The 25,181-nt window shown below is 63.6% G+C and carries 25 protein-coding genes; 15 read left to right on the forward strand and 10 right to left on the reverse strand.

The window, feature by feature from the left end; genetic code table 11:
- The first annotated feature begins 15 nt into the window (after positions 1-15).
- The 4 genes from ACB037_RS12110 to ACB037_RS12125 all read left to right on the forward strand — a co-directional run bounded on the left by ACB037_RS12110 (position 16) and on the right by ACB037_RS12125 (position 4,758).
- A complete protein-coding gene (locus tag ACB037_RS12110) occupies positions 16-456 on the forward strand; it encodes a GNAT family N-acetyltransferase (protein ID WP_010675667.1) in 441 nt (146 codons plus the stop codon).
- A 135-nt stretch (positions 457-591) separates the two neighbouring features.
- Complete coding sequence (gene glnE / locus ACB037_RS12115) at positions 592-3,465, forward strand: bifunctional [glutamate--ammonia ligase]-adenylyl-L-tyrosine phosphorylase/[glutamate--ammonia-ligase] adenylyltransferase (protein ID WP_371175368.1); 2,874 nt, start codon at positions 592-594, stop codon at positions 3,463-3,465.
- Positions 3,466-3,666: 201 nt separating this feature from the next.
- Positions 3,667-4,488 carry a type I restriction endonuclease gene (locus ACB037_RS12120; RefSeq protein ID WP_371175369.1) on the forward strand — a complete coding sequence of 274 codons (822 nt, stop codon included), beginning with the start codon at positions 3,667-3,669 and terminating at the stop codon, positions 4,486-4,488.
- Between the two features lie 3 nt (positions 4,489-4,491).
- Positions 4,492-4,758 (forward strand): hypothetical protein, encoded by a 267-nt coding sequence (locus ACB037_RS12125; RefSeq protein ID WP_371175370.1) that lies wholly within the window; start codon positions 4,492-4,494, stop codon positions 4,756-4,758.
- 45 nt (positions 4,759-4,803) lie between these two features.
- On the opposite strand, the gene ACB037_RS12130 is transcribed toward ACB037_RS12125, so the two are convergent.
- From ACB037_RS12130 to ACB037_RS12140, 3 genes are all read right to left on the reverse strand, one after another.
- Positions 4,804-5,538, reverse strand: coding sequence for an SDR family oxidoreductase (locus ACB037_RS12130; protein ID WP_371175371.1), 735 nt, complete (start codon positions 5,536-5,538; stop codon positions 4,804-4,806).
- 139 nt (positions 5,539-5,677) lie between these two features.
- The gene (locus tag ACB037_RS12135) at positions 5,678-7,837 is read right to left on the reverse strand and encodes an AsmA family protein (protein WP_371175372.1); all 2,160 of its coding nucleotides are present in this window, start codon (positions 7,835-7,837) and stop codon (positions 5,678-5,680) included.
- Positions 7,838-8,026: 189 nt separating this feature from the next.
- Positions 8,027-10,174 (reverse strand): prolyl oligopeptidase family protein, encoded by a 2,148-nt coding sequence (locus ACB037_RS12140; protein ID WP_371175373.1) that lies wholly within the window; start codon positions 10,172-10,174, stop codon positions 8,027-8,029.
- 215 nt (positions 10,175-10,389) lie between these two features.
- On the opposite strand from ACB037_RS12140, the gene ACB037_RS12145 reads away from it, so the two are divergent.
- The 10 genes from ACB037_RS12145 (at position 10,390) to ACB037_RS12190 (ending at position 18,087) form a co-directional block, all read left to right on the forward strand.
- Entirely contained in the window at positions 10,390-11,601 is a 1,212-nt protein-coding gene (locus ACB037_RS12145) for a threonine synthase (protein WP_371175374.1), read from the forward strand.
- Complete coding sequence (locus tag ACB037_RS12150; protein WP_261998849.1) at positions 11,598-12,263, forward strand: amino acid ABC transporter permease; 666 nt, start codon at positions 11,598-11,600, stop codon at positions 12,261-12,263. Before ACB037_RS12145 ends, ACB037_RS12150 begins: the two co-directional genes overlap by 4 nt.
- Before the next feature lie 74 nt (positions 12,264-12,337).
- A complete protein-coding gene (locus ACB037_RS12155) occupies positions 12,338-13,000 on the forward strand; it encodes an amino acid ABC transporter permease (RefSeq protein WP_371175375.1) in 663 nt (220 codons plus the stop codon).
- A complete protein-coding gene (locus tag ACB037_RS12160; RefSeq protein WP_102983667.1) occupies positions 12,997-13,758 on the forward strand; it encodes an amino acid ABC transporter ATP-binding protein in 762 nt (253 codons plus the stop codon). The genes ACB037_RS12155 and ACB037_RS12160 overlap by 4 nt, the downstream gene beginning before the upstream one ends.
- Positions 13,755-14,591 (forward strand): transporter substrate-binding domain-containing protein, encoded by an 837-nt coding sequence (locus tag ACB037_RS12165; protein ID WP_323926148.1) that lies wholly within the window; start codon positions 13,755-13,757, stop codon positions 14,589-14,591. The genes ACB037_RS12160 and ACB037_RS12165 overlap by 4 nt, the downstream gene beginning before the upstream one ends.
- 220 nt (positions 14,592-14,811) lie before the next feature.
- Positions 14,812-16,074: an MgtC/SapB family protein gene (locus ACB037_RS12170; RefSeq protein WP_371175376.1), complete on the forward strand. Its 1,263-nt coding sequence runs from the start codon at positions 14,812-14,814 to the stop codon at positions 16,072-16,074.
- A gap of 118 nt (positions 16,075-16,192) precedes the next feature.
- Positions 16,193-16,783: a sugar O-acetyltransferase gene (locus ACB037_RS12175; RefSeq protein ID WP_069652172.1), complete on the forward strand. Its 591-nt coding sequence runs from the start codon at positions 16,193-16,195 to the stop codon at positions 16,781-16,783.
- The gene (locus ACB037_RS12180; RefSeq protein ID WP_371175377.1) at positions 16,780-17,118 is read left to right on the forward strand and encodes a DUF1294 domain-containing protein; all 339 of its coding nucleotides are present in this window, start codon (positions 16,780-16,782) and stop codon (positions 17,116-17,118) included. Before ACB037_RS12175 ends, ACB037_RS12180 begins: the two co-directional genes overlap by 4 nt.
- 94 nt (positions 17,119-17,212) lie before the next feature.
- The gene (locus tag ACB037_RS12185) at positions 17,213-17,425 is read left to right on the forward strand and encodes a hypothetical protein (protein WP_043154852.1); all 213 of its coding nucleotides are present in this window, start codon (positions 17,213-17,215) and stop codon (positions 17,423-17,425) included.
- 200 nt (positions 17,426-17,625) lie between these two features.
- Entirely contained in the window at positions 17,626-18,087 is a 462-nt protein-coding gene (locus ACB037_RS12190) for a hypothetical protein (protein ID WP_371175378.1), read from the forward strand.
- A 73-nt stretch (positions 18,088-18,160) separates the two neighbouring features.
- Here the strand turns inward: ACB037_RS12190 and ACB037_RS12195 are convergent, their stop codons facing one another.
- The 4 genes from ACB037_RS12195 to ACB037_RS12210 all read right to left on the reverse strand — a co-directional run bounded on the left by ACB037_RS12195 (position 18,161) and on the right by ACB037_RS12210 (position 20,262).
- Positions 18,161-18,796, reverse strand: coding sequence for an FMN-binding negative transcriptional regulator (locus ACB037_RS12195; protein WP_371175379.1), 636 nt, complete (start codon positions 18,794-18,796; stop codon positions 18,161-18,163).
- A 235-nt stretch (positions 18,797-19,031) separates the two neighbouring features.
- Positions 19,032-19,556, reverse strand: a complete 525-nt coding sequence (locus ACB037_RS12200; protein WP_371175380.1) for a DUF4865 family protein — start codon at positions 19,554-19,556, stop codon at positions 19,032-19,034.
- Entirely contained in the window at positions 19,553-19,945 is a 393-nt protein-coding gene (locus ACB037_RS12205) for a tautomerase family protein (RefSeq protein ID WP_371175381.1), read from the reverse strand. The genes ACB037_RS12200 and ACB037_RS12205 overlap by 4 nt, the downstream gene beginning before the upstream one ends.
- Positions 19,936-20,262 (reverse strand): carboxymuconolactone decarboxylase family protein, encoded by a 327-nt coding sequence (locus ACB037_RS12210; protein WP_342040157.1) that lies wholly within the window; start codon positions 20,260-20,262, stop codon positions 19,936-19,938. The genes ACB037_RS12205 and ACB037_RS12210 overlap by 10 nt, the downstream gene beginning before the upstream one ends.
- 96 nt (positions 20,263-20,358) lie before the next feature.
- On the opposite strand from ACB037_RS12210, the gene ACB037_RS12215 reads away from it, so the two are divergent.
- Positions 20,359-21,252, forward strand: coding sequence for a LysR substrate-binding domain-containing protein (locus tag ACB037_RS12215; protein WP_371175382.1), 894 nt, complete (start codon positions 20,359-20,361; stop codon positions 21,250-21,252).
- 107 nt (positions 21,253-21,359) lie between these two features.
- On the opposite strand, the gene argH is transcribed toward ACB037_RS12215, so the two are convergent.
- The 3 genes from argH to ACB037_RS12230 all read right to left on the reverse strand — a co-directional run bounded on the left by argH (position 21,360) and on the right by ACB037_RS12230 (position 25,157).
- Entirely contained in the window at positions 21,360-22,745 is a 1,386-nt protein-coding gene (gene argH / locus ACB037_RS12220) for an argininosuccinate lyase (RefSeq protein WP_371175383.1), read from the reverse strand.
- A gap of 202 nt (positions 22,746-22,947) precedes the next feature.
- A complete protein-coding gene (locus ACB037_RS12225; RefSeq protein WP_010675687.1) occupies positions 22,948-24,183 on the reverse strand; it encodes an argininosuccinate synthase in 1,236 nt (411 codons plus the stop codon).
- A 56-nt stretch (positions 24,184-24,239) separates the two neighbouring features.
- Complete coding sequence (locus tag ACB037_RS12230; protein WP_010675688.1) at positions 24,240-25,157, reverse strand: ornithine carbamoyltransferase; 918 nt, start codon at positions 25,155-25,157, stop codon at positions 24,240-24,242.
- Between the last annotated feature and the right edge of the window lie 24 nt (positions 25,158-25,181).

A 25,181-nucleotide genomic window follows, 5' to 3' on the forward strand; every position in this document is an offset into this window, starting at 1 on the left:
CGGCAAGGAGCCAGGATGCAGACCACAGAACGTGCGCTTGAGATAAGCGACGACAAGGGGCGCCTCGACGTCCCGCTCATTCACCGTTTCCTCAGTGAAGAGGCCTACTGGTGCCTCGGCATTCCCCTCGCTACCCTGCAGCGGGCCATCAACCACTCCCTGTGCTTCGGAGCCTATCTCGACGGCCAGCAGGTCGCCTTCGCCCGGGTCATCACCGACAAGGCAACCTTCGGTTATCTCGCCGACGTCTTCGTGCTGCCCGAACATCGCGGGCGCGGTCACAGCAAGGCCCTGGTGGCAGCCATCCTCGCCCACCCGGAGCTGCAAGGGCTGCGCCGTCTCTCCCTCGCCACCTCCGATGCCCACGGCCTCTACGCCGGTTTCGGTTTTGTGCCGCCGAGAAGCCCCGGCAGCCTGATGGAAATCTACGACCCCGAGATCTACCGGCGTCCCTGAGCCCGGCCGATCGCCAGATCCGTTGCCGGATCACCTTCCGGGCAGCGGCGCTGTGACGCCAGCGCCCGGGAGTGCTAGATTGGCAGCCGGCATTTCACTCTCCCTGCAGACTCGTCAACCACAAGGATGGCAACCGTGGCCCAGCACTCTCCCTCTTTCTCCGCCTTCTCTCCCTTGTTGCAGGAGCAGGCCCTGCGCCACTGGCAGCGGCTGCTCGCCCTGGCGCCCCAGTATGACGCACTGCCCGAGCCCACCCGCCAGACCCTGCTGACCCTGCTCGGCCTCTCTGACTTTGTCGCCGACTCCCTTATCAAGCAGCCGGGGCTGCTGGCCGATACCCTGGCATCGGACGCACTGACCCGGGCCGAGCGCTGGCCCGCCTATGAACCTGAGCTCGCAGCCCTGCTCGCCGAGGTCGCGGACGAGGAGGCGCTCAAGCGCATCCTGCGTCAGTTCCGCCGCAGCCGCATGCTGGTGATCGCCTGGCGCGAGCTGCTCGGGGAGTCCGAGGTCGAAGAGAGCTTCATCCATCTCACCAAGCTGGCGGATGCCCTCATCTGTGGTGCCCGCGACTGGCTCTACGCCAAACAGTGCAGCGAGCTGGGCACCCCCATGGATGGCGATGGCAACCCCCAGCCGCTGCTCATCCTCGGGATGGGCAAGCTCGGCGGCGGCGAGCTCAACTTCTCCTCGGACATCGACCTTATCTTCACCTTCCCCGAGAACGGCTACACCGTTGGCGGTCGGCGGGAGCTCGCCAACCAGCAGTTCTTCATCAAGCTGGGACAGCGTCTCATCAACGCCCTCCACCAGCCCACCCAGGATGGTCAGGTGTTCCGGGTCGACATGCGGCTACGCCCCTTTGGCGATGCGGGGCCGCTCGCCATCTCCTTCGCCGCCATGGAAGACTACTACCAGCATCACGGCCGCAACTGGGAGCGCTACGCCATGGTCAAGGCGCGAGTGCTGGGCCCCCAGTGTGAACATGCCACGGCCCTGACCGAACTGCTGCGCCCCTTCGTGTTCCGCCGCTACATCGACTTCGGCGTCATCGACGGCCTGCGCCAGATGAAGGCGATGATCGCCGCCGAGGTGCGCCGCAAGGGACTGGAGGGCAACATCAAGCTGGGGGCCGGGGGCATTCGCGAGGTGGAGTTTATCGCCCAGGCGCTGCAACTCATCCGTGGCGGGCGCGAGCCCGCCCTGCGGGTACGCCACCTGCCCGAGGCGCTGGCCGCCATCGCCCAGGGGGGCGCCCTGGAGGGGAGCCAGTGCGAACGCCTGCTCACCGCCTATCGCTTCCTGCGCCGGGTGGAAAACATCTTGCAGGAGATCGGCGATCAGCAGACCCAGACCCTGCCCACCGAGGAGCGGGATCGCCAGCGGCTCACCGCCACCCTCGGCTTTACCGACTGGGACGCCTTCATGGCCCACCTTGACGAGGAGATGGCCGCCGTCCATCAGGAGTTCGTCGCCGTGGTGGGGGAAGAGAAGGAGGCCCCCGCACACCTGGAACAGCTCTGGCTCGATCTCTGGCGCACCGAGCTCGACGCCGCCGAGCTGGAAAAACTGCTGACCACGCAGGGAGTGGTGGAGCCCGCCCCCCTCTGCGCCGCCCTGCTGCGTTTCAAGGAGGAGTACAAGCGCCGTCAGGTGGGGCCCCAGGGGCGCATCGCCCTGGACTGGCTGATGCCGGAGCTGCTGCGCCTGGTGGTGGCGAGCCGCGAGCCCGCCCGCCTGTTCGAGCGGGTCTGCACCCTGCTGACCCGCATCTTCACCCGCAGCGCCTATCTGCAACTGCTGGCGGAAAACCCCGCCGCCCTGCGCCAGCTGGTGCGCCTGTGTGACGAGAGCAACCTGGTGAGCGAGCAGCTGGCCCGCTACCCCATCCTGCTGGACGAGCTGCTGGATCCCCAGCACCTCTACCACCCCACCCCGCTGGATCAGTACAAGCCCCAGCTGCGCCAGTTCCTGCTGCGCATCCCCGAGGAGGACGTGGAGCAGCAGATGGAGGCGCTGCGCCAGTTCAAGCAGGTGCAGCTCCTGCGCATCGTCGCCGCCGACATCGCCGGCGCCCTGCCGCTGATGAAGGTGAGCGACCACCTCACCTGGCTGGCGGAGGCGATCACCGAGGAGGTGGTCAATCAGGCGTGGGCCCAGATGAGCGAACGCTACGGGGTGCCGCCCGAGGTGGCGGTGAGCGGCCAGCGCGGCTTTGCGGTGGTGGCCTACGGCAAGCTGGGGGGCATCGAACTCGGCTACGGCTCGGATCTCGATCTGGTGTTCCTGCACGGCGGCGACCCCAACAGTTACACCGATGGCCGCAAGCCCATCGACAGCCGCCAGTTCTACCTGCGCCTGGCCCAGCGGATCCTGCATCTGTTCAGCACCCGCACTCCGTCCGGTATCCTCTACGAGATCGACATGCGGCTGCGCCCCTCCGGCGACTCAGGCCTGCTGGTCTCATCGCTGTCGGCCTATGAGCAGTACCAGCAGCAGGAAGCCTGGACCTGGGAGCATCAGGCCCTGGTGCGAGCCCGTCCCATCTATGGCGATGATACCGTGGTCGCCGAATTTGCCCGCATCCGCCGCGACGTGCTGGCCAAGGAGCGGGATCTGCCCACCCTGGCCCGTGAAGTGCGGGAGATGCGCCAGAAGATGCGGGATCACCTGCTCAAGGCGGGAGAGGGAGAGTTCGATCTCAAGCAGTCCCCCGGCGGCATGGTGGACATCGAGTTCATCGCCCAGTACCTGGTGCTGGCCCATGCCTGCGGTGAGCCGGACGCCCTCACCCGCTGGTCAGACAATGTGCGCATCTTCGATGAGTGCGTAATGGCGGGGGTACTCACACTGGAGCAGGCGGAGGGGCTCAAGCAGGCCTATTTGGAGATCCGCAACCTCGGCCATCGCCTCAATCTCTCGGAGATCTCCCGCAAGGTGGGGGACGATCAGTTGCCGCGAGAGCGGGGCCATGTGCTGGCGGTCTGGCAACAGCTGCTGGGAGAATAAGCAGAAGGGGCGCCATGGCGCCCCTTCTCGTTAACACCACCGATATAGAACCGTTTTCTTCTCTAACCACACTCAATAGCGGTGAGCTGGATCCAGTTTCGAGCACTCTGCGCTTGGAATCGTATGGCACTTTGCTATGTATAGGCAGAGGACTAATTCCAGGTCATTAATGAAAGCCCAGCGTGGTAGAGAGAGGAAAAAATGGATTTTTCAGAACAGTTGCAAAGCCTTGCCAAAAAAATTGCTCAGCAATCCTCCATGATCACAACTGAGGAAGCGACCAAAAACGCTTTTGTCATGCCATTTCTCAATCGTGTACTTGGTTATGATGTATTCGATCCTACTGAAGTGATTCCCGAGTTCACAGCTGACACTGGCATTAAAAAAGGCGAAAAGGTTGACTACGCCATTCTAAAAGATGGCCAAGTTCAAATTCTGGTCGAATGTAAAAAGTATAGTGAAAAACTATCAGCTAAACACTCTGGTCAACTCTTCCGTTATTTCTCTGTTACAAATGCCCGCATAGGTATTTTGACTAATGGTGCACAATATGAGTTCTATACAGATCTTGATGCTCCAAACAAAATGGATGAGAAACCATTTCTTACGCTGGATCTGGAAGATATTGACGAACACGTAGTTCCTGAAGTACTGAAATTAACCAAAACTTCCTTCGATGTAGAGTCTGTTGTTGATGCAGCTGGTGAGCTTAAATATCTTAGTCAGATTAAAAAGTTACTTGCAGAACAATTTGGGGCACCGGAAGAGGATTTTGTGAAATTTTTTGCCTCCCGAATTTATGATGGAGTATTGACTGCTCGTGTCAAACAGTCCTTCACCGACATTACAAAAAAGGCATTGAGTCAATTCCTCAATGACAGCATCAACGCAAGATTAAAATCCGCAATAGGTAGTGGCCTTAGCACCTCAACAGCACAGCCAATATCAGAGGCTGAACAATCCATAGAAAATAATGAATTTGGCAATAGCCAAGAAAAATCAAAAGTAGAAACCACGATTTAGGAAATGGAAGCATTTAATATTGTGAAAGCGATTCTTAGACAAAAATTCGATGTAAGTCGAATCGCACCAAGAGACACACAAAGCTATTTTGGTGTGTTGCTTGACGATAACAATCGGAAACCTCTATGTCGGCTACATTTCAACTCAAAACAGAAATATTTGGGATTGTTTGATGAAGAAAAGAAAGAAACCAGACATCCCATTAGTTCTATAGATGAGATTTTTACTCTTGCTGACAAATTGCTTTCTACAACTGCTGTCTACGAATAACCATTCCTTAGGGGGAGCGTCCTCCCCCCTTTTTTCTACGATGACCTAGCGCCCGCCTGCCACATCGATAAAGGTGCCGGTGACATAGGAAGCCTCGTCAGACAGCAGCCAGGCGATGGCGGTCGCCACCTCACGGGGTTCGCCGCCCCGTTGCAGCGGAATGGCCCCCTTGATCCTGTCCACCCGGCCGGGCTCGCCGCCGTCGGCATGCATCTCGGTGTAGATGAAACCCGGACGCACCCCGTTGACCCGGATCCCCTGGGCCGCCAGCTCCAGCGACAAGCCTCTGGTCAGCACGTCGACGGCCCCCTTGGCGGCGGCATAATCCACGTACTCCCCGGGGGAGCCCAGGCGCGCGGCGGCGGAAGAGACGTTGACGATGGCGCCCCCCGCCGTCATGCGGCGCACCGCCTCGCGGCAGCAGAGAAAGCTGCTGGTGACATTGGTGGTCAGGGTCTGGTTGATGCGCTCTGCGCTCATCTCCAGCACCCGCATCTGGGGCTGCAACCTGCCGGCGTTGTTCACCAGATGAGTGACGGGGCCGAGCCTCGCGTCCATCTCCTCGAACAGGCGCACCACCTCGGCCTCCACGCTGACATCGGCCTGCACCGCGATGCACTCGACCGGATGGGTGGCCAGGATCTCGGCCACCACCGCCTCGGCGGACGCCCTGTCCTGACGATAGTTGAGACAGAGATGGTAACCCTGCGCCGCCAGATAGCGGGCTGTCGCGGCCCCGATACCTCTGCCACCGCCGGTGATCAGCACCCGTTTGTTCATGAACCCTCCTGGTTCCCGGTTTGGAAGACTATTTCGCATAGTACCTCATGTTGCCGACCACACCTCGTCCCGTAACGCCCGGCACCACAGCAAAGAGCCCGCACGGGGCGGGCTCTTGATGACAACAACGGGAGGGTGGCTATTTGAACAGACCCTTGAGCAGCTGGTCCGCCACCCCCTTCACCCCTTCGTTGTCGGCCTTGTCACCCAGCAATTTTTTCAGGCCGCGCTCGGCCTCCTTGCGGGCCTTCTCCTCCAGCACCTTGTTGTTGCTGAGCAGTGCCTTCACGTCGAGCTTGTAGCTCGGCGCCTGCCAGTGGCCGCCGATGCGCACCGGTATGGTGATGTCCTTGAGCTCATCCACCGTCTTGCCCCCCTGCCCCTTGCTGCTCTCCACCACGGAGGTGAGGAACAGGAAGTCGAGGGTCTCCGGCACCAGGGCCGTCTGGCCCTGCCCCTTCACCCGCAGGGCGGGGGCAAAGAGCTGGATGTCATCGCTCCTGGCAATCCCGTTGGCAATCTGGAAGCTGGCGGTGAGGGCGCTGAAGTCGGTCTTGCGCACCTCCTTCACCTGATCCGCCCCCTTGCCGGTCAGGGTGGCCCGCGCCTCGCGGATCATCTGTGCCAGGTTGATGCCGTGCAGGGCGCCATCGCTCAACTTGAGGTTTACCTTGCCCTGCATCCGGCTGCGCAGCGCCTGCTCGGAGAGTCCTGAGCCCTGCGCCTCGACCTCCAGATCCCCCTTGCCTTCCAGCAGGTCGGTCTGGGCCAGGGTCTGCAGCAGGGGCCGCACATCGACCCCTTGCACCCGCTTGTGCATCTGATAGCGGGCCGGCTGCTGACGGGCATCGAGCACGCCGCTGGCGGTCACCTTGCCACCGGCCACCCCGGCACTGAACTGCTTGAGGGTGAGCTGACCACCCGCCAGGGCCAGTTGCAGATCCACGGCGCTCAGATCCAGCCCCTTGAGGCGCAGGCTGCCCAGTTGCAGGCGGCCAGCCAGCTCCACCGACTTGAGGGCGGTCAGATCCGGTTCAGCCGTGGAGAGCGCCTGGGCGGCGGGTGCCGCAGCCTGATCCTTTGCTCCGGCCGGTGCAGCCGCTCCCGAGGTGGCCGCAGCGGACGCCGTCCTGGCTGGCTGACCCAGCCAACTGTCCAGGTCGAGCTTGTCCCCCTTGAGGTCAAAGTCCACTTTGGGTACGGCCCCCAGACGAACGGCGCCGCTGCCGCTCAGCAGGGCGTCATCCACCCCCATCACCAGGTTGCTGAGGGTGACAGCCTGTTTGCCCAGCTCGGCGCGGGCAAAGCCCGCCAGCTTCACCTGCATCTGCGGGCGCGGCAGGGCGTCGCCGCTCAGCTTGGCGGCCAGCACGGCATCCGATATCTCCAGCAGTTGCCGGTTTTCATCGAGGCGCGCCTTGAGGGTCCCCTCCAGCGTACCGGCCAGGGTCGGCTTGTCCGCCGCCCCCTGTGCCCCGCTGAGGCTAAGGCTCAGACTGCTCCACTCCCCCAATGCCAGCCGATCGGCCTTGAGGGAGAAAGCATCCAGCCGCTGGGTCGGTTCGCTCAGGCTCCCCGCCAGTGCGACATCTTTCAGCTCGCTGCGGCTGGCATCGGGCGCCAGCTTGAGCTGGGCCGACCCCTTGAGATCAAACGCCAGCTCACCCTGGGCCCCCTTGGCGGCCAGAGTCACCGGTACCCATTGATCGACCGCCAGCTGGCCCAGGTTCAGGTCCAGCTGTTCGAGACGAGAGGCGGTGCCGTTGCGATCGTCCTGCACCAGAGCGCTGGCCTGTTGCAGCTCCACTCCTTGCAGGCTGATCTGCCAGGGCCGCTCGTCGCTGGCGGTAGGGGGCGTCGTTGCGGCAGGCTCAGAGGTTGTCGCCTCCCCCTTGGGCTCGGCGGAGGCCTTGAGCAGGTCACTCAGGTTGGAGCTGCCATCAGCCCTGGTCTGGATAAACAGATGGGCGCCACTCAGGGTCACCTTGCCGATCTCAAGCCGGTGGGAGAGCAGGGGCAGCAGGCCCACCGAGGCCTCACCCTGCTCGAATCGCACCAGGTCGGGCTCGGCGAAACCGGCGGGGTTGCGCAGCGCCACCTGCTCGAGGGAGAGGCCCAGGCTTGGCCAGAAACGCCAGCCGATATCCCCTTGTATCACCAGCTCGCGGCCGGTGCTCTTGCGCACCTGTTCCACCAGCTGGGGCTTGAACTGGTTGGGATCGATGAGGGACACCAGGGCGGCGATGGCCACCACGGCCGCCAGCGCCAACCCCAGCAGGATGTAGATGATCTTCTTCACGATGGACTCCTTGAATGCGGATCTTGTGGCTGACTATACCACCGGGGGGATGACAGATGGGGCCCGTCTGCCAAAACGGGCCAGCGGCGAGACAGGGATGGTCGCAGGCCCACGTTCAAACACGCGGCAATAAAAAGGGCCCCGCAGGGCCCTGATGATAGTGGATGGCTGGCGCCCGTCTCGCCCGGATCAAGGCTGACGCGGCAGCTCCCTGTAGCCCATCTCGTACAGGGTGAAGGCATAGATGTCCGCACTCTGCTCGATAAGTTTGGCCACCGGCGTGCCCGCCCCGTGCCCGGCATTGGTCTCGATGCGGATGAGCTGGGGATGGGGGCCGGCATTGTCGGCCTGCAGGGTGGCGGCAAACTTGAAGGAGTGGGCCGGCACCACCCGATCGTCGTGATCCGCCGTGGTCACCAGGGTCGAGGGGTAGCTGACCCCGGGCCGGACGTTGTGCAGGGGCGAGTAGCCCTTCAGGTAGTCGAACATCGCCTCGCTGTCGGCGCTGGTGCCGTAGTCATAGGCCCAGCCCGCCCCGGCGGTGAAGGTGTGGTAGCGCAGCATGTCGAGCACCCCCACCGCCGGCAGGGCGACCCGCATCAGATCCGGCCGCTGGGTCATGACCGCCCCCACCAGCAGACCGCCGTTGGAGCCACCTCGGATCGCCAGCCGATCGGTGCGGGTGTAGCCCTCGGCCTTGAGGTACTCGGCCGCCGCGATGAAATCGTCGAACACGTTCTGCTTGTTCTGCTGGGTGCCCGCCAGGTGCCAGGCCTGGCCGTACTCGCCGCCCCCGCGCAGGTTGGCCACCGCATAGACGCCCCCCAGATCCAGCCAGTTGGCTACCGACACGCTGAAGCTCGGGGTCAGGCTCACGTCGAAGCCGCCATAGCCGTAGAGGATGGTCGGGTTGCTGCCATCGAGTTTCAGCCCCTTGCGGTAGCTGATGATGAGCGGCACCCGGGTGCCGTCCTTGCTCTGGTAGAAGCGCTGCTCGGAAACGTAATCCTCCGGTTTGAACGGCGCCGCCGAGGCGCGATAGAGGCTGATGGCGCCGCTCTTGGGCTCGAACCGGTAGAGAGTCGGCGGCTGGGCATAGTTCTCGAAGCCGAAGTAGAGGGCGGGGTCGTCGTGCTTGCCGTTGAAGCCACTGACGCTGCCAAGGCCGGGCAGCGCCACCTCGCGCACCCGCTTGCCCTCGTAGTCGAACTGCTCGACCCGGGCGGTGGCATCCACCATGTACTCGGCGAACAGATAGCCGCTGCCGCTGTGTACCGTCAGCACCTGCTGACGCTCGGGAATGAGATCCCGCCAGTGGGCCGGGCCCGGGTTGGCGGCATCCACCGTCACCAGCCGGCCGTTGGGGGCGTCCCGGTTGGTCAGCAGGTAAAGGGTGCCGCCCTTGTTGTCCACCAGGCTCACGTCCGCATCCAGATCCCCCTGCACCGTCAGCAGCGGCGCGTTCTCCTGGCTCAGATCCTTCACATAGAGGCGGTTGCCCGAGGTGGAGTTCGCCGCCGAGATAAGCAGGAAGCGGTCATCTTCGGTGACGGTCGCCCCCACGTAACGGTGGTGCTGGGCCGGGATGGCGCCGAACACCAGCCGGTCATCCTCCTGCGCCGTGCCGAGCCGGTGGAAATAGACCTTGTGCTGATCGGTCCTGGCCGACAGCTCGCTGCCGTCGGGCTTGTCGTAGCTCGAGTAGAAGAAGCCCTCGTTGCCGAGCCAGCTGATGCCACTGAACTTCACGTCCTTGAGGGGCGCCTCCAGCGGCTGCTTGCTTTCCACGTCCATCAGGTGGATCTCGCGCCAGTCGCTGCCGGCCAGCGACAAGGAGTAGGCCAGGATGCGGCCATCGCGGGAGAAGCTCAGCTGATCCAGCGCCGTGGTGCCGTCGGGGCTGAGGGTATTGGGATCGAGGAACACCTCGGCCGGCTTGCCCTCCAGCTGGCGCCACAGCACGTTCTGGTTCTGCAGGCCGTCGTTCTTGAAGAAGTAGTGGTAGCGCCCCTCGCGAAACGGCGCCCCCTCCTTGGCATAGTTCCAGGAGGCGGCGAGCTTCTCCTTGATGGCGGCGCGATACGGGATCTGTGCCAGGTAACCCTGAGTCACGGCGTTCTGGGCCTTGACCCAGGCCTCGGTCTCGGGGCTGCGGTCATCCTCCAGCCAGCGATAGGGGTCGGCCACGGCCTGGCCGAAGTAGTGATCCACCTGCTCACCCTGGCGGGTGACGGGGTAGTGAAGGCGCGTATTCCCTGACATGGCATCCTCTTTGGTTGACTGGCCGCTGCACGCACAGAGCAGTGACAGGGCCAGCAGGCTGACAATGGCTCGCATCGAGGCGGCTCCCTGCGGTTTGAGTGAGCGGGCAGGTTAACAAAGCGCGCCGGATGGCCCAACCCCCCGACCGGTGGCAGAGGGTGGCCCGCCGACACGGGGGAGCCATATGAATTTTTTCGCTTAAGTTTGCCGCTTTATTTTGTTTGTTATCCGGCCCTTGGGTCACAGGATGGAATAAGACACCAGCCAACGTGAGCCATTCAGGATAAAGCATGCCGTACAGCTACCTATCACATCTGCGTTGCAGCAAGACCGGCGAGATAGTGGATGCCGATCAGCCCCAGCAGTTGAGCCCGGTCGGTGCCCCCTTGCTGGCCAGTTACGACCTCGAGGCCCTGAAACAGGCCTGGCACCCGGCCGCTCTGCTGGGGCGCCCCGCCAGCCTGTGGCGCTACCACGAGCTGCTGCCGGTGCGCTACCCCGCCCAGGTGATCACCCTGGGGGAAGGCTTCACCCCTCTGCTGCCCCTGCCCGCTTTCGGCAAACAGATCGGCATTCCGGATCTCTGGATGAAGGATGAGAGCATCATCCCCACCGGTTCTTTCAAGGCCCGCGGCGCCGCGGTCGGCGTCTCCCGCGCCCGGGAGCTCGGCATCACCCACTTCGCCATGCCCACCAACGGCAACGCCGGTGCGGCCTGGGCGCTTTACGGCGCCCGCGCCGGCTTGCGCAGCACCATAGTCATGCCCCAGGCGGCACCCGCCATCACAAGACTGGAGACCTCGCTGGCCGGTGCCCGCCTCTATCTGGTGGATGGCCCCATCAGCGACGCCGGTCGCCAGGTGGCCGAGGCGGTGGCCGAGCAGGGGCTGTTCGATGCCTCCACCCTCAAGGAGCCCTATCGCATCGAGGGCAAGAAGACCATGGGGCTGGAGATCGCCGAGCAGCTCGGCTGGACCCTGCCGGACGTCATCCTCTACCCCACCGGTGGCGGAGTCGGTCTCATCGGCATCTACAAGGCGCTGCGGGAGTTGCAGGAGCTGGGCTGGGTCAAGGGGCCGTTGCCGCGACTAGTGGCGGTGCAGGCGAGCGGCTGCGCCCCCATCGTCCAGGCGTGGCAGCAGGGGGAGCGCGAATCGCGCTTCTGGCCCGATTCCCAGACCCTCGCCTTTGGCATCAACGTGCCCAAGGCGCTGGGGGACTTTTTGGTGCTGGACGCCCTCTATCGCACCGAGGGGTGCGCCATCGCGGTGGACGATAGCGCCATCCAGCGCGAGATCCGACAGCTCGCCGCGCGCGAAGGCAGCTTCGTCTGCCCGGAAGGGGCGGCCGCTTTCGCCGCCGCCCGCCAGCTGCGGGAAGCGGGCTGGATACGGGGGGGCGAGCGGGTGGTGGTGCTCAACACCGGCGCCGGCATCAAGTCCCCTGACGCCATCACGGTCGTGCCCCAGCGGCTGCGCCGCGACGGGAGGATCCCGGCATGAGCTTCGACTGGTCCTTTGTTCTCACCACCCTGCCGGCGTTCGGCCAATCGGTCTGGGTCACCTTGCAGCTCGGCATCCTAGTGATCCTCACCTCGCTCGTCGTGGCGCTGCTCAATGTGACGCTGCTGAGCTTGCACAAGCCCTGGCTGAACGGGGTGATCCGAGGCTATGTGGAGCTGGCCCGCAACACGCCGCTCTTGATCCAGCTGTTCTTTCTCTACTTCGGGCTGCCGGCGCTCGGCATCTCGCTCTCCGGCTTTGCCACGGCGGTGATCGCCATGACCTTCCTCGGTGGCGGTTACCTCACCGAGGCGCTGCGGGCAGGCGTTCAGGCAATCCCCCCCAGCCAGCTGGAAGCAGGCCGGGCCATCGGCCTCTCCCGTTGGCAGCTGCTGCGCCACGTCCAGCTGCCCCAGGCCTGGCTCGCCAGCCTGCCGGCGCTGTTTGCCAACTTCATCTTTCTGCTCAAAGAGACCACGGTGGCTTCGGCGGTGGCGGTGCCCGAGCTCCTCTACACCACCAAGAACTACATCGCCCTCTACTACAAGACCTACGAGATGCTGGCGGTGCTGACCTTGATGTGCGTGCTGATCTTTCTGCCGCTCTCCCTTGCCCTGCGCGTCGTTGAAAGGAGGCTGCAACATGGTCAGTTCGGTCATTGAGCAACTGATGCAGGCACCTATTGTCCTGCAGCCGCCGTCACTCGCCACCCATACACAAGAAGGGAGGGGTCACTATGGCCAGTCCGGTCACTGAGCAGTTGGCGCAGGCGCTGCCGCTGCTGGCGGTGGGTGCGGGTCAGACCCTCGCCATATCGCTGCTCGCCATCCTGTTCGCCACCCTGGGCGGGGTCGGTTATGGCGTGCTGGCCCAGCAAGGGGGAAGGCTGACTCGGGGAGTGCTGCGGGTTTATCTGGAGCTGTTTCGGATGGTGCCCGTGCTGGTGTGGCTCTATCTCTTTTTCTTCGGGTTGCCGATCTTCTTTGGCCTGGCTATCCCGGCCTTCTGGTGTGCCGTGCTGGTGCTGGCCCTGTGGGGGGCGAGCGAGGTAGGCGAAGTGGTGCGCGGCGGTCTCAAGTCCCTCGCCCGCGGCCAGCAGGAGGCTGGCCTGGCGCTCGGGCTCTCCCGCTGGCAGCTCTATCGCCACGTGCTGCTGCCCCAGGCGCTGCAACGGCTGACGCCGCCGACCATCAACATCTACACCCGCATCATCAAGACCAGCTCGCTGGCGGTGCTGATCGGGGTGGTGGAGGTGATCAAGGTAGGCCAGCAGATCATCGAGCGCACCTATGGCTCGCTGCTCATCTACGGTCTGCTGTTCCTGTTTTTCCTTCTGGTCTGCTATCCGCTCTCGCTCGCCTCGCGCCGGCTGGAGCAACAATGGGGTAATGCGGTATGACACCTCTGCTTGAGCTCAATGCTGTCAGCAAACAATTCGGCCAACACCGGGTACTGGACGAGGTCAGCCTCACGGTGAACGCCGGGGAAGTGATCGTCATCCTGGGGCCGAGCGGCTGCGGCAAAAGCACCTTGCTGCGCACCCTCAACGGGCTCGAACCCATTCAGGGGGGCGATATTCGCTTCGATGGAGAGTTGCTGGATGCCAGCACCGACTGGCAGCGGCTGCGCCAGCGCATCGGCATGGTGTTCCAGAGCTATCACCTCTTCCCCAACCTGACGGTGCTGGAGAACGTGCTGCTCGGCCCTGTGCAGGTGCAGAAGCGGGAGCGGGCCGAGGCCCTGCTGCAGGCGGAGCAGCTGCTGACCCGCATCGGTCTGTGGGAGCGGCGCCACGACTATCCGCGCCAGCTCTCCGGTGGCCAGCAGCAGCGCATCGCCATCGTGCGGGCCCTGTGCATGAACCCGCAGGTGATGCTGTTTGACGAGGTGACCGCTGCGCTGGATCCCGAGATGGTGCAGGAGGTGCTGGAGGTGATCCGCGATCTCGCCGGCAGCGGTATGACCCTGCTCATCGTCACCCACGAGCTGGCGTTCGCCCAGGCGGTGGCGGATCGCATCGTCTTCATGGACGGCGGCCACATCCTGGAGCAGGCCGCCCCCCATCAATTTTTCGACAATCCCAGGAGCCAGCGTGCCCGCCAGTTCCTCGCCAAGTTTTCTTATACAACTGTCAGCAAACGAAAGGAGTCAGCATGAAGATAATTACCTCGGCCCTGTTTAGCGCCCTCATCGGCCTGGGCCTCGCCAGTGGCGCCGCCCAGGCAGAAGACGGTTCCCTCGCCAAGATCAAGGCCCGTGACAAACTCATCGTCGGCGTCTTCACCGACAAGCCGCCGTTTGGCTATGTGGACGAGAAGGGCAACTACGTCGGCTTTGACACCGATCTCGGCCGCCGCTTCGCCAAGGATCTGCTGGGGGACGAGAACAAGGTCGAGTTCGTGGCGGTGGAGCCCGCCAGCCGCATCCCCTTCCTGCAGAGCGACAAGGTGGATCTCATCCTCGCCAACATGACGGTGACCCCGGAGCGGCGGCAGGTGGTGGACTTCACCAACCCGAACCTCAAGGTCGCGGTGCAGGTGCTGGTGCCGGAAGGCAGCGACGCCAAGAAGCTCGACGATCTGGCCAGCAAGCGGCTTATCGTCACTACCGGCACCACGGCCGACATCTGGCTGACCCGCAACCACCCGGACTGGAAGGTGCTCAAGTTCGAGAAGAACACCGAATCCCTGCAGGCCCTGGCCCAGGGCCGCGGCGATGCCTATGCCCAGGACAACCTGGTCTTGTTCAGCTGGGCCAAGGAGAACCCGGGCTATCGGGTGCTGCCCGAGAAGCTGGGCTCGGAAGACCCCATCGCGCCGGCGGTGAAGAAGGGCAATATCGAGCTGCGTGACTGGGTCAACGACCGTCTCGCCAAGCTGGGGGAAGAGAAGTACCTGCTCAAACTCTACGACCAGTATGTGCGCGACAAACTGAGCGCCGATACCGATCCCAACGACGTGATAGTGGAAGGAGGCAAGTGGCAGGGTTGAGCCCTGCCCCCACAGCAGTGCTGAGTGTGAAGTGTGTGATCTTTGGTTCCGTTGGTCTGCAAACCGCAAGGTTTGACCTTTCCAGGCGCCCCCTCCAGGTGGCGCCTTTTTTTTGTTTGCAAGACCCCGGCAGGCGGGACACCCGCTCTGTGAGCCAGCTCCCCCTGCCCCGGGATGCCCTGTGCCATCCTCACTGAAACGGCAGCGGGAGGAGAAACCCATGTGGATAGAGGCCGAGCCCGTCTACGGCGCTCTGGTGTCCCTGGCCATCGGGCTCATCATCGGGCTGGAGCGGGGCTGGCAGGTGCGCCAGCTCGGAGACAACCAGCGCATCGCCGGGATGCGCACCTATGGCCTCATCGGTCTGCTCGGCGGGGTCTGCGCCCTGCTGCTGCCCACCCTGGGCGCCTGGCTGGCCCTGCTCGGTCTGCTGACCGTGGTGACGGGGTGCGGCCTCTCGGTCTGGCTGGCCCAGCGCTGGCAGGGGGAGTTCGGCCTCACCAGCTCGGTAGCCATGGTGCTCACCTACCTGCTGGGGCTGATGTCGGTGCTGCAGAGCCCGAGCGAGGCGGTGGCCTGCGCCGTGCTGGCGGCCCTCCTGATGGGGCTCAAGGGCAAGATCCAGCAGGGGATGCTGTTCTTGAGCGAAATGGAGTTTCACGCCACCCTGCGTTTTCTGCTTATCTCCCTGGTGCTGCTGCCGGTGCTCCCCGATACCGAGATGGGTCCCCTCAATGCCTTCAATCCCTTCAAGATCTGGCTCATGGTGGTGGTGATCGCCGGCATCTCGTTCTGTGGTCACTTCGCGGTGCGCCTGCTCGGCACCCGCTCCGGGCTGGTGCTCACCAGCATGCTGGCGGGGCTCGCCTCCTCCACCGCCCTCACCCTGCAATTTGCCCGCCTCAACAAGGAGCAGGGAGGGCTGGAGCGGCTGCTGGCCACCGGCATCCTGCTGGCGGGGGCCACCATGTGGCTCAGGCTGCTGGCACTGGTGCTGATCATCCACGGAGAGCTGGCGCTGCGTCTGGCTGTCCCCCTGCTGCTGCTGGCAGCCATCGTCTACGGCTTTGCGTTCTGGTTCTGGCGCCAACGGGAAGAGATGCCGGACGGCCCAGTACAGCCCGAAACCCGCAACCCGCTGGATCTCGCCACCGCCATCAAGTTCGGTCTGCTGCTCGCCCTCATCGGCTTCATGGCCACCCTGCTGCAAAGCAAGGTGGGCAACTCCGGGGTCTATCTGCTGTCGCTGATCTCCGGCATCACGGACGTGGACGCCATCACCCTCTCCCTCTCCCAGCTCGCCCAGAAGGAGCTGGCCCTGGAGGTGGCGGCCAGGGGCATACTGCTCGCCGGGCTGGTCAACTCCCTGGTGAAAGGGGTGCTGGCACTGGTGATTGGCGGACGCAGCCTGGGGCGGCGGGTCTTGCTCCCCTACCTCGTCTCCATCCTGCTCATCCTGCTCATCCTGCCCCTTGTCCTGTGACGTGATGGCGTGATGACAGGATGACAGGATGACGGGGATCACCTGACGGGCCCGGCACTCTGACACCCCCTCCCCTTGTCGCGTATACTGCCCCCTCTTGCAGCAGGAGGAGATGACCATGGCAAGCGACTGGGACAAGGTACTGGCGGGGGGCGCCCTGGACAGCCAGAGCGAGGAGATAGCGAACGACCGCATTCGCGGCCAGGCGCTGCTGAGCCGACTCAACGCCTCACCGGCGGGGGATCACGTCCTGCGCCAGCAGATCTGCCGCGACCTCTTCGCCCACTGCCCCGACTCCTGCTGGATAAGTACCCCCTTCACCTGCGAATTCGGCCGCAACATCCACATCGGCGAGAAGACCTTCTTCAACTTCAACGTCACCATACTCGACGTGGGCGAGGTGCACATCGGCAACCATGTGCTGCTGGCCCCCAACGTGCAGATCTACACCGCCACCCACGCCATGGATCATCTGGAGCGACGCAACTGGACCGCTTACAACAAGCCGGTACGGATCGGCGATGACTGCTGGATTGGCGGCGGGGCCATCATCTGCCCCGGCGTCACCATAGGGCCCCGCTCCATCATAGGGGCCGGTGCCGTGGTGACCCGGGACATACCGGCCGACTCATTGGCGGTGGGCAACCCGGCCCGGGTGATCCGCACGTTAAGCCCGGACGAGACCCGGGATCCGGCGCTGCTGTCATGATGGTGCTGGCCCTGCTGCCCCTGGGTTGGGCCGGCTGGCTCGGGGTGCGGGATGCGAGCTGGTGGCCGCTGGCCCTGATCCTGCTGATGAGCCTGCTGACCCTGGCTGCCTACGCCTGGGACAAGCGCCAGGCCATTCGTGGTGGCTGGCGCGTCCCCGAGGCCCGTCTGCATCTGCTTGAGCTGTGCGGCGGCTGGCCCGGCGCCCTGGTCGCCCGCCAGTGGCTGCGCCACAAGACCCAGAAGGGGAGCTACCGCCTGCGGTTCTGGGCCATCGTCTGGGGGCAGTTGCTGCTGCTCGGGATCTGGCTCGGCTGGCCGCTCTGGCCGCTCTGAACAACCAGGCAGGCATTGCCGCCCAAGGTTGGGTATGAGACAACGACAGCACGGGAGACAGATCCTCTCGTTCAAATATTGAAAGGAGTCATTCATGACCATGTGGACAGGTATCGTTCTGATCGTCTTTATCAGCGTGTCGTTCAGCTATCTCACCAAGCGCGCCCGCTACCAGATGGGGGATGCCCGCATTACCGACCGTCTTGGCAAGCAGGACATGATCATCAAGGAGTTGCAGGAGCGCATCGCCAATCTGGAGGCCATCGTCATCGAGGAGGAGAAACGCCGCCCGTTCAAGGATCTCTGATCCGGCAAGCCGGGTGGCAAACCAACCAGCCCCCGGGCTGCAAGGGTTTGCCGCCGCCCCCGTTCGCACCCGCCCGTCCTCCGCCTGGCAAAAACGAAATTCACAGCAGGATCAATCCCCTGCCATTTTTCGGTTGAATGTTCGCCAAGCTGGCCCGATCCCTGCTCCGTCATGACATCAGTCGTACGGAGAGTGACATCATGATCGCCATCGGCACCCTGCTTCCCCTCGCCTCCCTTGCCATCAAGCTCGGCAGCAAGCTGCTGGGCGACAGCACGCCGCCCGCCCAGACCGAGCCTGTCGTGCAGGAAGAGCACCTTGCCCCCACGGTGCAGAGCCTGTTCCAGCGCCTCGGCATCCAGGAGGCTGACAGCGAGCAGAACCGCCCCGCCATCAACCACTTCATGGGGGCGCTGATGCAGACCCTGGGTCAGGAATCCTCGGGCCAGCCCCTGCCCCAGGCCATCGATGCCGCCCGCACCCAGTTGGCAGACGGCACCCAGAGCACCCGCCTCGATGCGCTGCAAAGCGAGCTCGACACCCTCAAGGGCTCCCTCGGCAACAGCGACCTCAACCTTGATCAGCTGCTTTATGCCTTCAAACAGACACTGCCCCAGGGCCCGGGGGAAGGCGTCGGCAAGCTGCTCAATGCCAGCGCGTGAGCGGGAGTGGAACCATGAAAAACGGCAACCAGACGGTTGCCGTTTTTGTCGGGCCGAATCTCAAGGTGTCACGCTAGGGCTTTGAAGGGAGCGGGTTCAGCATGGCGCCGGCCAGCGCGGTCTGCCCGCGCTCCTGCAGGGCATTGGCCGCTCCCAGGCGATCCGCCGCATCTTTGTTCTGACCCAGCTTGAACTTGCCGACCAGCCGCTCAATCTCGATCTCTATGCCCACCACGGCCTGCACCATGGTCTCGAGATAGTCTCTCGGTGCATCAGCCATCTTCCAGGGAATGGACTCTCCCGCCTCGTGGGTACGGGTCAGGGTCGCGAGCAGCCGTCTTACGAAGCGGGCATCGTCCCTCACCCGGATACGGCCATGGGCGTGCACCACGGCATAGTTCCAGGTGGGCACCTGCTTGTGATGCACCTGCTTGCCCGGATACCAGCTAGGGGAGATATAACCCTCGGCGGCGCGGAAGATCACCAGCACCTCGTCGCCCTCTTTCACCTCCTGCCAAAGCGGGTTGTTGCGGGCCACATGGGCCCGCAGCACACCGTGGGCCCCCTGCGCCCCATCGAACTCGAACGGCAGGTGGTTGGCATCCAGCCCCCCTTCACCACAGGTGATCAGGGCCCCCAGGGGGTTCGCCTGCATCAGCTGGTGCAGCGCCTCGGGGTCGGTAACGGCGAAATGGGGTGGCAGGTACATGGGAACTCCTTGATCCGGTTGACGCGTCCATACGCATTGCAGCGGGATCATGCCCTGCCCGGCGCGGGCCGTCACCCTGAATGTGCCCCACTGAGCCAGTTCATTGCCGCAGGTGGCCGCAATGCCACATCATCATCCACAAGCGCGATATAACACCCTATGTTCACGATGCGAATATCACTTTCACAGCCCAAGTGAATGGAAAAACAGCCTCAATGACAAAGATAATTCCGCTTTATACCCCACCCCCCTTCGCCAGATAGCCGATACGGTAGATCTCGCCCCCGGCAGGCAAGGGTGATGAGAAGGACGGGAGCAAATCCGCCTCCAGCCATTCCCATCGGGTGAGATCCCAGCCGCTCACCATGGCCTCGCCGTGCAGGTCGGCCAGCTGGCCGTGGGAAGTGACCTTGGTGCGCCGCAGCCTGGCCATGCAAGCCCCGTCGAGGGAGGCCGGATCCGGCGCCCGCAGCAGATGCCAGGTCTCGATGCGGGGCCAGCCGAAATGCCGGGTGAGCGCCGCGAATCCCTCGCTTGCCAGGAATCGGTGCATCGCCTCGGCGCTGTGCCACACATAGAAGGGGGCATAGCGGTTCTCCTGCCCCGGCAGGGCCTCATCGTCCTGACGGCTGTAGAGATAGGCCTTGAACAACAGACCGGGAAAGCCGTCCAGTCTGGCGCCATTGCTGGCGATCCGCTGCTCGATCAGCGCCATGTCGTAGTCTGCGGGCAGGGTGAATCGGTAGTGCATGGCGATCATGAGGCCACCTCCTGTCTGAACATCCGGACCTGGCCGAAACTCCACGCCTCGGCATCGGTCTGCTGGATCACCACCATGAGGTTGTCGGGGTGGATCCCAAGCTCGGCCTCAAGGCGCTCGGCGAGACGTGCATAAAGCCGCTCCCTGGTCGCGGTGCTGCGCACCTTGCCCGCCAGGATCTGGAAGAGGATGAAACCTTGGTCCCGGCGGCCGGTCTGGTAATGGGGGTCATAGATGAGCGCACTGGCAGGCAAGATCTCGAGGATCTGGAATTTATCCTCCAGCGGCACCTCGAACACCTCCACCAGGGTCTGGTGGTAGAGGGCGCTGAGTTGCTGCAGGTGTGCGTCGCTCATCCCCTCGCACAGGGTGATGCGGGTCAGCGGCATGGGGTCACCTCCTCGCGGGGGGGCAGATAGCCCACGGCCGTCACTGCGGCGGGCAAACCGGCGTAGAAGGCAAGATGGGTAAACAGCTCTTCCAGCTCATCCCGGGACAGGTCGTTTTGCCGGGCGAATGCAATATGCCAGGGCAGTTGTTGCACCCGGCCCAGTGACGCCAGGATGGCCAGGGTGATCAGGCTGCGCTCGCGGGCCGAGAGGGTGGGGCGCTGCCAGATATCGCCAAACAGCGTCTCTTCCGCCAGTCGGGCGAGTCGGGGGGCAAGCTGCGCCAGGGCGGCGCGATCGGGAACATCAGGTGTCATGGCAATCTCCTTGGTGGATGAAGCCACTCTCCCTCACTGCTACAATTTAAAAAATCGAAATATTCAAGACCAATCATCCCGATTATAAGGATAGTTATGTCACCCCTTCCCCCCAGCCTGGATCTCGATGCCCTGCGCAGCTACGTGCTGGGGCTGGAGTGCGGTAGCTTTGCGCTGGCGGCGCAGCGGCTGTGCCGCTCCACCTCGGCGGTCAGTGCCCAGTTGAAAAAACTCGAACAGCAGTGCGGCACCGATCTGGTCATGAAGCAGGGACGTCACCTGGTGCCGACGGCCAGCGGTGAGCGCCTGCTGGGCTACGCCAAGCGGCTGCTGGCGCTCAATGACGAAGCCGTGCTCGCCCTCAAAGGGGAACTGCTGCAAGGGGAGATCCGGCTCGGGGTGCAGGAGGACTTCGGTGAATCTTTGCTCCCCGCCGTGCTGGGGCCCCTCTGTCGCCAGCACCCGGCCCTGCGCATGACGACCCGCATCGATCGCAACGGGGCTCTGGTGCAGGGGATCAGGGAGGGCACCCTCGATATGGCTCTCGCCTGGCAGCCACAGGGAGAGCGGGAGGATCTTCCCCTCATCGAGATGGTGCAACTGGCCTGGATTGCCCACCCCGAGTGGGACCTCGCCCCTTTGCTCGCGCGCGGGGAGCCCCTGCCCCTGGTGCTCTTCGATGCCCCCTGCCTGATGCGGGCGCGGGCCATCCGCGCCCTCGACGATGCCGGGATCCCCTGGCGGATCGCCTTCACCAGCCAGAGCCTGGGCGGGATCTGGGCCGCCGTGCAGGCCGGGCTCGGGATCACGGTGCGTTCCGCCATCGGCATGCCGGCCAGTCTCGCCACCCTCGGCGGCGTGCTGCCCTCACCGGGCACCCTGGGGGTGGTGCTACTCGCCGCCAGCCATGAAACCGACGAGGCCAGGAGCCAGTTGCAACGACTGCTCACGGACGCCGTACATCATGCCAGCGCCGGACACAGGGGCTGAACAGCGCCTGGTCAACGCGCCCCACGGCGCCTAGGCGTACCCATAAAAAAAACGGCAACCCTGAGGTTGCCGTTCTGCCTTCTAATTCCCATGGCAAGCCGGTTGGCTTAACCCGCCCGCTTGCTCAGCCAGGCTTCGGCGGCGGTGAGGGCCGATTCGATCTGCTCGCGAGCGACGCCTCCCTTGGCAACCCGCTTGGCCAGAGTCGCTTCCAGCTCCAGGTTCGGGTAAACATCCTCCCCCACCACGGGGCTGAAGCGCTGGAACTCGGGGAGGGAGAGTTCTTCCAAGGGCTTTTTCACCTGGATCGCATAGACCACGGTCTCGCCGACGATATGGTGCGCCTCACGGAACGGGATGCCCTTGGCCACCAGATAGTCCGCCAGCTCGGTGGCGTTGGCGTAACCGCCCTGGGCCGCCGTCTTGGTCCGCTCGCCATTGACCTTCAGATCGATCAGCACCAGCGCCGCCATGTCGAGGCAGTCGTGCCAGGTATCGAGGGCATCGAACAGCCCCTCTTTGTCTTCCTGCATGTCCTTGTTGTAGGCCAGCGGCAACGCCTTGAGGCTCATCAACATACCCATCTGGGCGCCGACCACCCGGCCGGTCTTGCCGCGAATGAGCTCCAGCGCATCCGGGTTCTTCTTCTGGGGCATCAGGGAGGAACCTGAGGTCACCGCATCGGAGAGCTCCACAAAACCGGCTTCACCTGTGTTGTAGAAGATAAGGTCTTCGGCAAAGCGCGACAGGTGGGTCATGGACAGCGACGCGACATGCATCAGCTCCACCACGTGATCCCGATCGGAGACCGAATCCAGGCTGTTGCGGGTGGCACCGCTAAAGCCCATGTCGAGCGCCAAGGCTTCGCGGTCGATGGCATAGGCGGTGCCTGCCAGGGCGCCGCAGCCGAGGGGGCTGGTGTCGAGGCGCTTGAGGGCATCCTGCAGACGGGAATGGTCCCGCTCCAGCATCTCCACATAGGCCAGGGCCCAGTGGGCGTAAGTGACCGGCTGGGCACGCTGCAGGTGGGTGTAACCCGGCAGTACCGCGGCCTGGTTGGCACGGGCGGAGGCCACCAGCCCCTGTTGCAGGGCGGTGATGGAGCCGAGCAGCAGCTCGCCCTGTGCCTTGCACCAGAGTTTGAGGTCAGTGGCGACCTGATCGTTGCGCGAGCGACCGGTGTGCAGCTTCTTGCCAAGGGCGCCGACGGCGTCGATGAGCTGGCTCTCGACCCAGGAGTGGATGTCTTCGGCGTCCGAGTTCAGGATCTGCTGGGGATCCTGCTGCACGGAGGCGAGCAGTACCTCCATCGCCTGCTGCAACTGAGCCTGCTCATCGGCGGTCAACACCCCCACCTTGACCAGCGCTTTGGCCCAGGCCATGGAGCCTTGAATATCCTGCTCCGCCAGACGGTAGTCGAACCGCAGCGAATCGTTGAACTGCTTGAACCGGCTATCGGCTCCCTGACTGAAGCGTCCACCCCAAAGTGCCATACTGCTCTCCTTGAATGCGTTGTCGGCGGCGCCTTGCGCCGTCGAACTTGAAATCTTGCCCTGTTTTTCTGCGAGCCTGTTATCTCACATAAGCGGCCAGGGCGCAGCCGCTCTTGTCACACCCGATGAGGATTGCAAAGGGCCTCTCTGCCTGTAAAAGAGGGGGCCATGCCCCCTCGAATCAACGGGTGATAGCGCTTGCTTAGCCGTGGGTATGGTCACCACCGATGGCTTGATGCTGCTCTTTCATGGCGCGGATCCGGCTCGCCAGGGTGTAGAGACGGATGAAGCCTTCGGCATGGCTCTGGTCGTACACTTCGTCGGCACCGAAGGTGGCGAAGTCTTCGGAGTAGAGGCTGTTCGGCGACTTCTTCTGCACCGCGGTGACCTGACCCTTGTACATCTTCAGCACCACTTCACCGTCGAGCTCCTCGGCGATGGCGTTGGCGGAGGCGACAATGGCCTTGCACAGCGGGGTGAACCAGCGACCGTCATACACCAGGTGGGAGAACTCGGCACCCAGCTTTTCCCGCCAGGCGCGGGTCGGTCTGTCCAGTACCAGCTCTTCCACGGCGCGCAGTGCGGCAACCATCACGGTACCACCCGGGGTCTCGTAGCAGCCACGGGACTTCATGCCCACCATCCGGTTCTCGGTGATGTCGATCCGGCCCACACCGTGCTTGCCGGCACGCTCGTTCAGGGTGGTCAGGATCTGGTGCGGGCTGAGCGGCTGGTCGTCAACGGCGACCACTTCGCCCTTGGCCACGGTCAGCTTGACGTATTCCGGCTCGTTCGGGGCATCCTCTGCAGAGACGGTCCACTGCCAGACGGCTTCGGACGGCTCGTTCCAGGTGCTCTCCAGCTCGCCACCCTCGGTGGAGATGTGCCAGGCGTTGGCGTCGCGGCTGTAGATCTTCTTCAGGGTCGCCTTGCAGGGGATGTTGCGGGCTTCCAGATAGGCCAGCAGATCTTCCCGGGAACGCATGTCCCACAACCGCCACGGGGCGATCACTTTCAGTTGGGGCGCCAGGGCAGCTACCGCCCCTTCGAACCGCACCTGGTCGTTGCCCTTGCCGGTGCAACCGTGGGAGATGGCATCAGCCCCTTCCGCCAGGGCAGCCTCGACCATGGCCTTGGCGATCACCGGACGGGCCATGGAGGTGCCCAGCAGGTAGGTGCCTTCATAGACGGCGCCGGTCTTCAGGGTCGGGTAGACGTACTCTTTGACGAACTCTTCCCGCAGATCCTTGACGATGCACTTGACCGCGCCGGAGGCGATGGCCTTCTGCTCGATCCCTTCCAGATCGTCACGCTCCTGGCCCACGTCGGCGACGAAGGCGATGATTTCAGCGTCATAGTGCTCCTTCAGCCAGGGAATGATGGCCGAGGTATCCAGTCCGCCCGAGTAAGCCAGTACGATCTTGTTGATTCCGCTCATTTACTTCTCTCCGTGATGATTCGATAAAAAGGGGTGATTCTGGGTCGGTTGCCGGATTACTTCTGGCCCTGTCCGAACAGGGTCAGCAGCACGGCGTTCTGGATATGCATCCGGTTTTCTGCCTCATCCATGATGAGGGAGGCTGGGCCGTCCATGACCTCCGAGGTGATCTCCAGCTCCCGGTGGGCCGGCTGGCAGTGCAGCACGTGCTGGATGCCGGTCCGATCGAGCAGGGCCTGGTTGATCTGATAAGGCATGAAGATATCTTTTACCTGCTCCATTGGTGTGTTGTCACCCATGGAAACCCAGGTATCGGTATAAACCACGTCAAAGCCTTCGATATCCGCGACATCATCGCTGATATGTATGGTCGCGCCAGATTGAGCTGCCAGCGCCTGGGCCTGCAGGAAGATCTGGGTATCCGGGCCATGGCCTTTCGGGCAGACCAGGGTCACGTCGGTACCGAGGGTCGCCCCCAGCAGCAGCAGGGAGTGGCTCACGTTGTTGCCATCGCCGAGATAGGCCAGCTTCACCTTGGACAGGTCGCTGTAGTGCTCGCTGATGGTCATGAAATCCGCCAGCCCCTGGCAGGGGTGGTAGAGGTTGCACAGGCTGTTGACCACAGGCACCGAGCCGAACTCGGCCAGCTCGACCAGGGTCTGGTGATCGAACACCCGGGCGACGATGGCGTCACACCAGCGGGACAGGTTGCTGGCGAAATCCTTCACCGACTCCCGCTTGCCGAGCGCCCCGTTCTGCTGATCCAGATAGACGCTGTGACCACCCAGTTTGGCGATGCCGATGTCGAAGGTGACCCGGGTGCGCAGGGAGGGCTTCTCGAACAGGGTGACCACGCTCTTGCCCGCCAGGGCCTGGCTGTATTTCTTCGGATCGGCCTTGACCGCCTTGCCAAGCGCCAGCAGCGCCTCGATCTGGGCCTTGCTTAAATCACTGTCTTTCAGAAGATGTTGCATCGGATTGTCCTTTTCCCGGTGGAG

It is taken from the genome of Aeromonas sp. S19(2024) (genome assembly GCF_041402625.1).
Taxonomy (GTDB): Bacteria; Pseudomonadota; Gammaproteobacteria; order Enterobacterales; family Aeromonadaceae; genus Aeromonas; species Aeromonas caviae.